Origin of the sequence: Corynebacterium kroppenstedtii DSM 44385, from assembly GCF_000023145.1 — a bacterium.
Classification (GTDB): Bacteria; Actinomycetota; Actinomycetes; order Mycobacteriales; family Mycobacteriaceae; genus Corynebacterium; species Corynebacterium kroppenstedtii.
In genome coordinates, this window is the sequence record NC_012704.1 from 1,274,349 (window position 1) to 1,287,108 (window position 12,760).

Sequence of the window (12,760 nt, forward strand, 5' to 3'; positions counted from 1 at the left end):
GTGGATAACTGGTAGAGCACCACCGGTCGCGACCTCACACAGAGCACTGGAAGATACCGTGCCCATCACTATTATTGTGAACTAGTGTCGATACGGGGTGATCGTGGCGGTACGTGGAGGTACACGGAAACAGGCACGACGGGGCTAAATTCGTGGAATACCACTACTTATCATGGTGTTGTGGGTAGTGTCGCGTTAATATCGATCCTTTTAAATAACGACCAATTAAACGACGAAATCAACAAATGATATCGAGGACTAATAATGACAATGGATAATGACGAAACGATGTACGAGCTTGAATATCCTGAGCCGGAAACACAATCCGACGCTAGTAACGGCCTATCGCTCGTCGTAGCGCTCCAGGGCTACGCTGACGCTGGCCAAGCTATTGATAACGCAGGGTCGCACATCAAAGCAGCCTTGGAACATGCACCATTAGCGACATTTAATAACGATCTCCTTATTGATTATCGCTCACGGCGGCCTGCCGTACATATCGTCGACAATGAGTTAGCGCCTGCCGAAAAGACAGAACTCTCTTTAGACGTTGTGCGTGATAATGCAGGAATTCCGTTCCTTCTTTTATCCGGGCCGGAACCCGATTTACGGTGGAGTGCGTTTACTGAGGCCGTCACCGACCTATCTAAACGTTTTAAGGTGACAAAAGCGGTGAGCCTTTATTCCGCTCCGATGCCGGTTCCCCATACCCGCCCTCTTATCGTGACCCAACACGGCTCGTACAAATCGGATCCGCTCCGGTATCCCCGCTTTGACGGGCGTATTACCGTACCGGGGTCTGCTCAGCTCGAGCTCGAAATGAAAATGGCCAAAGAAGGTATCGAGACGGCAGGGTTTACGGCTCATGTTCCGCACTACATTGCCGCCTCGGAATATCCCTCCGCGGTGGTCAAACTGCTCCGAGCTGTGGAAGAAACAGCAGGTGTTTCTATTCCCTTGCAAGCGTTGGAGCGGGAGTCAGAAAAAGTTGAGCGCGAACTCGAAGAGCAGGTTGAGGAGTCGGGTGAGATAGCTGCCGTCGTCCATGCTCTCGAAGCCCAGTATGACCAAGAAACCGCACGGTATAGGGAGCGTCATGACCGCGGACTACTCAGCTCTGATGGTGAAGTGCCCACTGGGGATGAAATCGGCGCAGAACTAGAAAAGTTCCTCGCGCAGGTGAACCGCGATAAAGATACTCAGGATATCGGTACTGGGGATGACGGTGTCGAGGATATTGGTGCCGAGTCGTGGGACGAGTCGGATAGTCCGCGTTCTGATGACGATGACGACAACAGTGGCGACCGTCGGCCACACTCCGATGGAGGCGATGACTCAGACGAAGACTAAACGAGACTATTAGGATAAAGCCGTGAACCTAGCTAGTTACCTTCCCGACCTTGCTGACGTCCCCGAATCCTTATACGACGAAGCAATATCTGATTCATTTCGAAGCTGGGTTCGCTCCCGAGGAATTACCCTCTTCCCTGCCCAAGAAGAAGCAATCCTCGGAACAGAAGCCGGTGATAATGTCATCGTCGCAACACCCACCGGTTCTGGGAAATCACTTGTCGCCTTATATGCGCACTTCTTCGCACTTGCGCATAACAGGCGAACATTCTATACAGCACCAATTAAAGCGCTGGTCAATGAAAAATTCTTTGCTCTGTGCGACGCCTTTGGTGCGAAAAATGTCGGGATGATGACAGGAGATGCCACTGTCAATGGCAAAGCTCCGATTATTTGTGCAACTGCCGAAATCGTAGCCAATATTGCTTTACGCGATGGTCCGGATGCTGAGATAGACCAGGTAGTGATGGATGAGTTCCATTACTATTCCGATCCTCAGCGAGGGTGGGCATGGCAAGTTCCACTTCTTGAACTTCCATCGACACAGTTTATTTTGATGTCTGCCACCTTGGGAGACACAACTTTCCTGCGCAAAGACTTAAGCGCCCGAACGGAACGGGATACAGATCTCGTTGATGGAACTGAACGGCCTGTTCCCCTATCGTTTTCTTACGTCTATACGCCTATTCATGAGACAATTGGGGAGCTTATTAAAGACGATAAGGCGCCCATTTACATTGTTCACTTCTCACAGCGGGAAGCGGCGGAACGTGCTCAAGCTCTCAAAGGGCATGTGAAAATTTCTGCAGAGACCAAGGAAAAGATTCGCGAAACAATCGGGGACTTTCGTTTTTCCTCGGCATTTGGGCGTCAATTATCCAGTCTCGTCCGTCAAGGCATTGGTGTTCATCACGCGGGAATGCTCCCGAAATACCGTCGTCTCGTCGAAAAGCTTGCCCAAGCTGGCTTACTAACAGTGATTTGTGGAACTGACACACTCGGTGTGGGTATTAACGTTCCTATCCGCACGGTGCTTTTTAGTGGGCTCGCGAAATACGATGGCCAGCGACACAGAGTTTTGCGTTCCAGGGAATTTCACCAGATTGCCGGGCGAGCTGGTCGCGCTGGTTTTGATACTGCCGGTTATGTCGTCATCGAAGCACCTGAACACGAAATTGAGAATTATCAGGCACGGCAGAAGGCCGGGAGTGATCCTAAAAAACTTAAGAAGCTGCGGAAGAAGTCAGCACCCGAAGGTCGCGCAACATGGGCCGAAAGCACCTATGAGCGCCTCATTAACGCTGAGCCAGAACAGATGACCAGCCAATTTGCGGTATCCAGTTCCATGTTGCTCAACGTTCTGTCCCGCCCGGGGAATGGCTTTGAGGCCATGAAACACCTACTGCGTGGTAATCACGAAAGCCGTGCGAAGCAAAACCGGCATATTCATATGGCTATTGATTTATTCAGGGGCCTTAAGCAAGCCGGAATAATCGAGCAATCTGACACACCCGACGATACTGGTCGTTATTGTCACGTGACCGACGAATTACAACGTGACTTTGCGTTGAACCAACCGTTATCGCCATTCGCCGTCGCCGCTTTGGAGATTCTCGATCCTGATAGCGAGACTTTCACGCTCGATATCATCAGCGTGATGGAGTCGATTCTCGACGATCCGTCGCCGCTACTCCGGGCGCAGGAAAAGAAAGAGCGGGGCGAAGAGATTGCCGCGCTCAAAGCGGAGGGCGTCGACTACACCGAGCGAATGGCGATTGTCGAGGACATTACGTGGCCAATGCCTCTTAAGGAGGAGCTTGACGAGGCGTTTGAGGCATATAGCGAAGGTCACCCGTGGGCGCGAGAATTCTCCCTCTCCCCCAAGTCTGTTGTGCGCCACATGATCGAGCGTGCAATGAACTTTTCTGATCTCATTGCAGCCTATGGTTTAGCCAGGTCAGAGGGTGTTATTCTTCGTTATCTCACCGACGCGTGGCGGACGTTGCTCAACACGGTCCCCGCGGAGTATCACACTGATGAGTTAGACGACATTATTGATTGGCTATCGGAACTCATTATCCAAGTTGACTCGTCATTATTGGATGAATGGAATCGTATGGCTGATCCAGATACTCCGATCACCGACAAGGAAGTTGAAGAACGAGCCTTCGGTGATGGTAGTGAACGTGCACTCACTGCCAATACGCGAGCATTTACGCGCATGGTTCGGAACGTCTTTTTCCGGTTTGTTGAGCTCTTTGCCTTCGAGAAAGAGGACGAACTCGATGAACTGACCGACCGCGTAGCAACCGAAGAGCTGACAAGCACGCCCGATTGGCCAGCAGCACTCGACGATTACTTCGACAATTTCGCTGATTTAGGCGTGGACGCATCTGCCCGTTCCGCAGACATGATCATCATCAAAGAAAACGGGCGTTCGTGGTCGGTTCGACAAATTATCGACGACCCCGACGGGAATCACGATTGGGCCATCACCGGGACCGTCGATCTCGATGCGTCCGATGAGGCCGGCGATGTTCGGCTCTCTGGGCTCAGCATCGTTGAGGGCGATTAGCTACAGGATCAGTAGCTCTCACCCTAATTACGACGCCTCAATCAGGACAGAGCATTGGCGTTCCGCGACACTTCTTCGAAAGCCCGCGTAATCTGTCGGCCAATGTGCTGGAACTGCTCTCCCCTACTTGGAGACGTACTGGAACGATAAGCCAGTCCGATTTCGCGATGGCAGGGCACAGACCCTTTCTTGAACTTCGCGATCGCGATATTTTCCTGGCGTCCTTCCACGGGCAAGGCAGAGGCAGGCACCAATGTAGAACCCAGGCCACCAGCCACACACTGCACAACCGTCGTCAAACTAGCGACTCGTGTGACAGCCTGGTTTGCTTTTGATCCCTTGCCGGTACGGCGGCACAGATCCAGAACTTGATCACGTAAGCAGTGGCCGTCGTCGAGAAGAAGAAGGTTGAGGTCCTCCAGCACCTTCGGATCAACGTTTGTCTTGCCAGCTAATTCATGCCCCTCTGGCACAACGAGGAAGAAGTCTTCGTCATAGAGGTGCTGCTCGATTAGTCCGCTCTCACCGGATGGGAGGGCAAACACGGCGACATCGATCGTTCCCTGCTTCAGGCTTTCAACTAAATGATGGGTTTGTTCTTCGACGATATTCGGCTGAACTTCCGGCATCTCGAGGTTGATGAGTTGAAGAAGGTGCGGAAGGATATACGGCGCGACGGTGGGGATAATTCCGATCGTGATCGGACCCGAGGGGGAATCGCTGACTCCTCGAGCATGAGCGACGAAATCGTCGGTAGTATCCAAAGCTGCGCGTGCGTAAGGAAGGAGAGCTTGTCCAGCCGAGGTGACAATGACTTTCCGTGTTGAGCGTTCAATAAGCTGTAGGTTCAGGCCGCTCTCGAGAGCAACGAGAGCCTGCGAGAGGGACGGTTGCGAAATCCCCAAACGCGCTGCTGAAGTACTAAAGTGACGGTGCTCCGCGATGGTCACGAAGGCACGAAGTTGAGCGATTGTAGGGCGATACTCTCTATTATTCATGGTTATAACTGTACACTAGATATTTAAGTTTTACCTCTTGACACACCCGATAAATCATGCCATGCTTTATAGCGTTAGATAATTAACCAATCGATGACACTTTCAAGTAGGAGGAAGCAATGGCATTGCTGACCATCGGTGACCAGTTCCCCGATTTCGAATTGACCGCGCTGAAGGGCGGAGACCTGCGCGAGGTCAACGCCAACCAGCCCGAAGACTACTTCGAGGAGATCAACAACCAGTCCTACGAGGGCAAGTGGCGTGTCATCTTCTTCTACCCGAAGGACTTCACCTTCGTATGCCCCACCGAAATCGCAGCATTCGGCAAGCTGAATGACGAGTTCGAGGATCGCGATACCCAGATCCTCGGTGGCTCCGTCGACAACGAGTTCTCCCACTTCAACTGGCGTGCAACCCACCCGGATCTGAAAACGATTCCGTTCCCGATGATTTCCGATATCAAGCACGACCTCATTAAGGCCCTCGGTGTTGAGAATGCCGACGGTGTTGCAGACCGCGCTACCTTCATCGTCGACCCTGACAACGTCATCCAGTTCGTGTCCGTCACCCCGGACGCTGTTGGACGTAACGTCGACGAGGTTCTGCGTGTTCTCGATGCACTTCAGTCCGAGGAAGTCTGCGCCTGCAACTGGCAGAAGAATGACCCCACCAAGAACATCGACAAGATGGATGTTCTCAACGAAGAGCTGAAGTAAGCACCTGCTTCCAGCTCCATTCGACTGTCTCAGTCGTCACCGAAACTATCTCGCCATCACTAAGGACGGTTCATAATGGCACTTGACAACCTTAAAGAGGGTCTCCCGGAGTACGCGAAAGACCTCAAACTGAACTTGGGCACCCTCTCGCGCTCGACCGAGCTGTCGGAGCAGCAGCTCTGGGGCACGTTCCTCGCGACTGCTGCAGCAACGCGGAATGACACTATCATCTCGGAAATCGCTGAGGAAGCATCGCAGCACCTTTCCGATGAGTATGTCAACGCCGCCTACGGCGCAGCGTCGATCATGGCCATGAATAACGTCGCGTACCGCGCGAAGTCGTTCCTCGGCTCCGACTATGCCCAGGTCCGCATGGGTCTGCGGATGAACATCATCAACAAGTCCGGGATCGACAAGGTTGATTTCGAGCTCATGGCTCTCGCCGTGTCGACCATCAACGGTTGCCACGACTGCACCAAGGCTCACGAGAAGACGGTGACGAGTGAAGGCCTAACCAAGGAACAGGTTTTCGAGGCCGTTAAGATTGCCGCAACCATTCAGGGTGTAGCGCAGGCAATTCAGATCGAGGCTGCTCGGTAGAGTTTTTGCCCCTTTGAGTTCAGTGTGGCTCTCTGAGTTTCTCTTCCCTGGCGTCCAGTACGCCAGGGATTTTTCTTACATACCCCTTATTTGTTCTCCTTGCGATACTTTATCGACAATTATTTGCGGTTGATTTAAGATCTTCTACGTCCGAATCTTTGCCCCCCTGTACTGAGGAGAACGTTAGCCTGTGGTCCGGCCCGCGCATCTCAGCACGACACGTCGCAGTCCTGGAGATTTAGACTCCTCAGAGGAGTCGACCTCTCCTAGTTCGCCCCACTCTCCTGGCTCGATTGTCTTCAGGGATTTCTCACTGGCCCCGCTGAACGCCGAATCGACTACTACCTCAACCGATCCTCACCCTTCCCACCCGCTATTGCACATCAGTGAGCTGCATATTAACCCCGGGGAATAGGTCGTCGTCTCGGGGCAATCCGGAGCCGGAAAAAGCCTCTTCCTCAACTCAATTATCGACGCCGGTACACGGCCATCAGTACATTCATCGCGACATCACAACCCCCACCACGTGGGAATACAGACCACTGGTTACTGTTCGATCTCAGGAACTCTTGGCTTTTGTGCTCAAAATTCGTCGACGTCACTTGATCCTCTTACCCCTGTGAGGACACAAGTTTCATACGCTCTACCAGGAGAATCCCGACGAGAAGCGATCGACCATGCAGATACCCTGCTCGATCGCGTAGGGCTGGATGGCTCCCGTTACCCCCTGGAATTATCCGGCGGCCAGCGGCAGAGGGCCTGTCTTATCCTCGCATTAATCCACCAACCCGACGTCCTTATCGCAGATGAAGTGACCAGCGCACTGGATCCCGTCACTTCATTAGCAATAAGGGACATGCTGCGCGAGTTTTACGACACCTATCATCCAACAATCGTAATGGCGACGCATGACGTCTCTGGCTTCGTTCCTCTAGCAACACGACATCTGCACATTGATGACGGTGTCCTCGTCGACCATACGGACAACGCAGCTAGAGGAGTCACATGCCAGTAGTTTCTCCCTCCAACCAGCCGTCGGAGCTCTCTGGATCTCATCTTGTTTCTTTACACGACGCCACGTGCGAAGGGCGTTTCCGCGCTTGTTCATGCGATCTCTACGCCGGCGAAAAAGTGGGGATCGTCGGCAAGTCGGGCTCCGGAAAGACCAGCCTCTTGCGAGCGATAATGGGCAGTCTTCCGTTAGACGACGGCACACGCACAGCTCCTGACCACCGTGGATGGTGCGCATTTGTTCCACAACAGCCAGATGCCACCTTGCATCCCCTGATGACGGTTCAGTCCATTATCCGGGAAGCGACGCTGATCGCAGGAGTGGAAGCGCCAGACTGTGAGGAACTTGTCGGCTCATTAGGGCTCCCGACGGATGTTTTAAATCGGCGGCCTCAACAGTTATCCGGAGGTCAGCGTCAACGTGTTGCTTTAGCTCGTGCACTAGCAACCCGCCCCTCTGTCGTCCTTGCCGACGAAATTGTCTCTGCCCTCGACGCGGAGAGCGCGACAACAACCATGACCGTTCTAAGTGCCTACCAGCAACAATCGTCATGTGCAGTGGCGGTAACGGGTCATGACGTGAGGTTTATGGTCTCGATGTGTGACCGCATCATCGTTCTTGACGATGGTCGCATTGTTGATGATCAAGCCGCAGCAGAGATTGGTAGCTCAGATGTTCCGCAGACCGCGGAATTGATTCACGCCGATCGAATTTTTCGGGGAGGTGTATGACGTGAAAGCTTTATCGCTATTCGGAGGTCGTCGGAACTCTAGACAACTGCTCCCCGCGTATATCTACCTGCTGTTGATCAGCCAATTACTGTTCAACATCGGTTTCTATATTGTTGTGCCCTTTCTAGGGGTCGTCCTGGCAGATGGTTTTGCTCAAGCCGGAACAATGATCGGCTTAGTCCTCGGTTTGCGGACATTTTCACAACAGGGGCTGTTCTTTCTCGGCGGAGGGCTCACCGATAAATATGGGGCGCGCCCTATCCTGTTGACGGGGATTTCTCTGCGCGTACTTGGATTCATCACAACCGGCGTGACCAGCCATTACGCCACGGTCAATGGAAAGAGCGACAATCTGGCCCACACATGGTCACTCGCCGGATTCATAGGCGGCGTCGTCATTATTGGCTTTGCTGCCGCATTGTTCTCTCCCGCCGTCGAAACGTCATTGGCCGATTCGGGCGCACGCCTCGAAGCCCAAGGAAGGAGCACGAGAGCCCACATCTTTGCCTTAGATTCCGCCTATTCAACTGTCGGCTCTGGACTAGGCCCGCTTATTGGAGCACTGTTCCTTCCTCTCGGGTTCGACATTTGCTGCTACGCGGCAGCCGCCATCTTTGTCTTTTTGGGCATCACTCACTTGATCATGCTCCCCACCTCGGTCCACCCGGCCCGGCGCGGACCGATCACACAAGACTGGAGGCATGTCCTCCGAGACCGCCGTTTCCTTATTCTCGCAGCGGCATATTCCATGAGTCTCGTCGCCTATAACCAGATGTATCTGTCCCTGCCTGTGGAATTGACGCGAGGAACGGGGTCGGATCAATCGATGGGGATTATGTTCCTCATTGCTGGGCTGTGGGTCATCATTCTTCAAGTTCCGCTGGCCCGGATAGCGGCTCGGTATAGCCCCACGCGGGCGGTAGCCGTTGGCTTTCTCATCATGGCTAGCTCATTCACGATCATCGCAGTGTGCGCACCGTGGTCCCGGAGTTTGGCTCCCGCCATCGCCTTCGTCGTCGTTCTCAATGTGGGCAGCATGATTGTCAGCCCGATCGCGCGCGACCTCGTTGGAGTACACGCGAAGAACATCAAGTTGGGGACGTACTACGGGGTCCTCAATTCGGTTGGTGGGGCGGCCGTTCTCATCACTTCGCCACTTCTCGGAAAGCTTTTAAACAATGCCTACCACCCCACGCAATCAGCAATGATTCCGTGGATCGTTCTTGCTGCCGGGATGGTGGTTGCTGCCATCACTATTTACGTGTGGGGCCGACGCACGGCGAGGCTTTCACAACAGCCACGTCAAGCCGACGCGCCTGACAACTCATCACAATTAACTGATCAGATAGAGGAGTTCTCATCATGAAACGACTGTCGCTATTACTTGCCGTCCCTGTGGCAGCGACTGTGCTCACCGGATGCTTCAATAATTCGGACTCAACCGGTAACGACGGGGCAACAATCGGATTGGCCTTTGCCCCGGTGGCAAGTATGTCGCCCTATTCCGACGACGCCGTTCTAGCCAGCCGGATGGGTGTCGGGGAAACGCTAGTCACGTTAGGAGAGAATGGCGATGTTATGCCGTCATTGGCTGAGTCGTGGTCGGATGATTCCCCACGGTCGGTAACCTTCCACCTCCGTAGCGCTAAGTTCCATGACGGAAAGCCGCTGACCGCTCAAGCTGCGGCCACCAGTCTCACCCACGCGTGGAACGCCACCAACCGGCCGAAAGCCCTTGGAAAAGCCAACCTTACGTTTGAAGCCACTGACGACCACACGTTGAAAGTTACGTCGGAAAAGGACGACCCCATCCTGATTCAACGATTCGCTGACCCGGGAACAATGATTCTGTCACCTGATGCTTTCACCGGCGACGCCAAGAAGGATGGGGAAAAGAACGACGGTAAGGACGCAGAAGCAAAAGAGGGTTCCTCTGATGCTGCACCGGACTTAGTGAAACACGGAACCGGGGCATTTTCGCTCGACAAAAAAGCTAGCTCGACCCAAGCGGATCTGAAGGCGAATGACGATTACTGGGGCGGCAAGCCGAAACTCAATTCAGTCACCGTCAAGTTCATGACCGATGCGAGTGCCCGTACTGCCGCTTTCCGTTCAGGAGAGGTGCAACTTGCGACGGCTATTCCCACCTCCCAGGTTTCCGAGATTGAAAAGTCGGCGGGCGAGATCAAGTCAACGCCGCTTTTCCGCGCCATCCTTCTCCACCTCAATACGAAGAAGGGTGTATTCACCGATCCCGGTTTACGGGCAGCAGCGCGGGAGGCCATCAACAGCAAAGCCATCACGGACTCTGTGTTTGAAGGAAAAGCAGATGCTGCAACCGACCACCTGTTCAATCCGGCTGAAGAATGGGCACGTACCCCGGATGACGCATCCAAGAGCGCTGTTCCTGCTACGCAACCATCACAACAGAAGATCAAGCTTGCCACCTGGACTGAACGTGGCGAACTGCCAGAAGTAGCATCGATTGTTGCTGACCAGCTACGCCACGCAGGCTTCGTCGTAGATGTGACGACGAAGGATTACGATTCACTCGAAAGTAGCCTTCTTGACGGCCAGTTTGATGCTGTTATTGGAAGTCGTAACTACCTCATCGGTGCAGCCGACCCCGTTTCCTACCTGCAGTCCGACTACACGTGCGACGGCACATACAACTTGTCGCAGCTGTGCGATCCGGAGATTGATGAACAAATCTCGCGGGCAGATGCTACCTCTGACCTCAATGAGCGACGCACACTCGCGGCCGAAGCGGGAGCGCGCATCGTGGCTGACAATGCGGTTGTCCCTGTCGCCTACCCGCGGGGCTACATTGCGATGAAGGGAATGAAAGACGTCAGCGTGGATTCGTTTGAGCGACAATTACTCACTGCTAAGAGTCAGCGTGACTAATTCATCGACGCGCCCGCACCAATCCCCCTTGTCATTCCTACGGATCCCCTAGTTACCCCTCATCATGCCTTCACGACACCGTACTGCGCGCTCGTACCGCTCCATCCTGGGCCTTCTTACAGGAACAACTGTTCTTATAGTGCTCGGAGGACTTCTGTTTGCTGCCGTCCTTCCATGGCTTTCCGGGCGCGATATTGCGGTGTCTGTCTTTCGAGCACGTGAATCAGAACGGACTCCAGATCCGGAAGTCATAGAAAACATTCGGAATGAACTGGATTTGCCGTCGAACCCTATCGAAGGTATTCAGCGATTCTTTGTCGGCTTCGTCCATCTCGACTTCGGTGTCTCATGGGTAAATCCATCCAACTCTGCATGGAACACTGTCTTGGCAGGGTTTGGCCCATCCGTCTTCTTAGCAGGAACGGCCACTCTACTAGGCACTATGATCGCGTGCGCTTTGATCTGGCCACGGATTTACGCCTATTCACAGGGGCGCAGATCCCACGCAGGTCTATTATCGAGCGCGGTTTTATCCTCCGTCCCCGAATTTGTCCTCGCTAGTCTGCTGATCAGCCTCATTGCCATTCAGCTGGGATACTTGCCCGCGACCGGGTGGGATGGCCTCCGCTACGCAATTCTTCCGGTCATCTCCCTCACCATCCCCATCTCAGGAATGCTCTCACGCATTCTGCTCATCGCCGTGGATACAGCAGCGACCGAGCCTTGGGTCAGAACCTGGTTGGTAAACGGGATACCCGGTTACCGAATTCGCAGAAGCCTCATCCGACGAGGTTTTGCGACATTAACGCCACAAATCTTCCTCTTTTTCGCTGGAACCTTAGCGTCAACAGCCCTCGTGGAAAACATCTTTTCCATTCCCGGAATCGGACGGATCGCTGTCCAAGCGGCAACTCACCAAGACGTGCCCGTCATGCAAGCACTGCTGACCTTAGTTCTCTTCATCGGTGTAGCGTGCGGGTTTCTCTCGAGATGCATCCATTACTTCATGATGCGTCCAATTGCTCAGTCGCACGAAGCCGGGCTCTCCCATGGACAAGCACATATCGATGTCGGGTGGGTGCCGCCACTCATGGCGATCATCCCTCTCGTATTCGCGCTCGTCGTCGGTAGTTTTCGGTCCTCGGCCATCACGCCCACCGCTCGCTTGGAGTCTCCCTCATTGACGCATCCGCTGGGCACTGATCAGGTGGGACGAGATGTACTCGCCAGAATGGCTGACGGAGCAATACCTACTGTCGGAATCGCTCTCATTACGACGGCAGTCTGCGTAGTGATTGGTGTCATCATCGGCCTGAGTGGGGACTGGGCACGTGTCCTCGGTGACACGTTAAACGCTCTCCCCGCCGTTTTTATCGGGCTGGTCATTGCCTCCGTGTTTGGAACCTCTGTATGGACTGCAGCTGTCGCCGTCATGGCTGTCGGCTGGATTCCGATCGCAGCACATTGCAGCGCCTTAGCCTTGGACGTACGACATCAGGGGCACTACAAATGGGCCCGAGATAGTGGGGCCGGACGATGGAGATTACTTATCGTCCACACCATCCCATTCGTCGTACCCGCCGCACTTCGCCACGGCGCGACTCGTCTGGGGCACAATATCCTGGCTCTCGCCGGACTAGCGTTTCTTGGTATCGGCGCCGGGCACGATTCTCCACAGTGGGGCACGATGCTCAGCGAAGCAGCTCCTTACGCCGACCGGGCCCTATGGTTTGCCCTTTCTCCCACATGTGCCCTCATCCTGGTCGGTCTGTCGATGACTCTCCTTGCTGACCATATCGTTAGCCGACGTCGTTCTTAGGTATCGGATGCGTCGTTGCCGGCCGAGCAGCCAGCAGCCGAAGCAAGCGTCG

At 54.1% G+C, this 12,760-nt stretch carries 9 protein-coding genes and 1 pseudogene; 9 read left to right on the forward strand and 1 reads right to left on the reverse strand.

From position 1 onward, the window contains the following. Nucleotides 1–264: 264 nt before the first annotated feature. Complete coding sequence (locus CKROP_RS05325) at nucleotides 265–1,350, forward strand: PAC2 family protein (RefSeq protein WP_012731714.1); 1,086 nt, start codon at nucleotides 265–267, stop codon at nucleotides 1,348–1,350. Between the two features lie 22 nt (nucleotides 1,351–1,372). Continuing rightward, nucleotides 1,373–3,925 carry a DEAD/DEAH box helicase gene (locus CKROP_RS05330; protein ID WP_012731715.1) on the forward strand — a complete coding sequence of 851 codons (2,553 nt, stop codon included), beginning with the start codon at nucleotides 1,373–1,375 and terminating at the stop codon, nucleotides 3,923–3,925. A gap of 41 nt (nucleotides 3,926–3,966) precedes the next feature. Here CKROP_RS05330 and CKROP_RS05335 read toward each other — a convergent pair whose 3' ends face one another. Beyond that, nucleotides 3,967–4,923, reverse strand: a complete 957-nt coding sequence (locus CKROP_RS05335; RefSeq protein ID WP_012731716.1) for a hydrogen peroxide-inducible genes activator — start codon at nucleotides 4,921–4,923, stop codon at nucleotides 3,967–3,969. Between the two features lie 119 nt (nucleotides 4,924–5,042). On the opposite strand from CKROP_RS05335, the gene CKROP_RS05340 reads away from it, so the two are divergent. From CKROP_RS05340 to CKROP_RS05365, 7 genes and pseudogenes are all read left to right on the forward strand, one after another. Beyond that, nucleotides 5,043–5,639 carry a peroxiredoxin gene (locus CKROP_RS05340; protein WP_012731717.1) on the forward strand — a complete coding sequence of 199 codons (597 nt, stop codon included), beginning with the start codon at nucleotides 5,043–5,045 and terminating at the stop codon, nucleotides 5,637–5,639. A gap of 75 nt (nucleotides 5,640–5,714) precedes the next feature. Continuing rightward, nucleotides 5,715–6,239, forward strand: coding sequence for an alkylhydroperoxidase, AhpD family (gene ahpD / locus CKROP_RS05345; RefSeq protein ID WP_012731718.1), 525 nt, complete (start codon nucleotides 5,715–5,717; stop codon nucleotides 6,237–6,239). A gap of 430 nt (nucleotides 6,240–6,669) precedes the next feature. After that, nucleotides 6,670–7,254: pseudogene (locus CKROP_RS11105) on the forward strand (ATP-binding cassette domain-containing protein); the annotation flags it as partial. Beyond that, nucleotides 7,245–7,982: an ABC transporter ATP-binding protein gene (locus CKROP_RS05350; RefSeq protein ID WP_012731720.1), complete on the forward strand. Its 738-nt coding sequence runs from the start codon at nucleotides 7,245–7,247 to the stop codon at nucleotides 7,980–7,982. The pseudogene CKROP_RS11105 and the gene CKROP_RS05350, both read left to right, overlap by 10 nt. Before the next feature lies 1 nt (nucleotide 7,983). Further along, nucleotides 7,984–9,348 (forward strand): MFS transporter, encoded by a 1,365-nt coding sequence (locus CKROP_RS05355; protein WP_012731721.1) that lies wholly within the window; start codon nucleotides 7,984–7,986, stop codon nucleotides 9,346–9,348. Further along, nucleotides 9,345–10,889: an ABC transporter substrate-binding protein gene (locus tag CKROP_RS05360; RefSeq protein WP_012731722.1), complete on the forward strand. Its 1,545-nt coding sequence runs from the start codon at nucleotides 9,345–9,347 to the stop codon at nucleotides 10,887–10,889. Before CKROP_RS05355 ends, CKROP_RS05360 begins: the two co-directional genes overlap by 4 nt. A 64-nt stretch (nucleotides 10,890–10,953) precedes the next feature. After that, a complete protein-coding gene (locus tag CKROP_RS05365) occupies nucleotides 10,954–12,708 on the forward strand; it encodes an ABC transporter permease subunit (RefSeq protein ID WP_012731723.1) in 1,755 nt (584 codons plus the stop codon). Nucleotides 12,709–12,760: the final 52 nt, after the last annotated feature.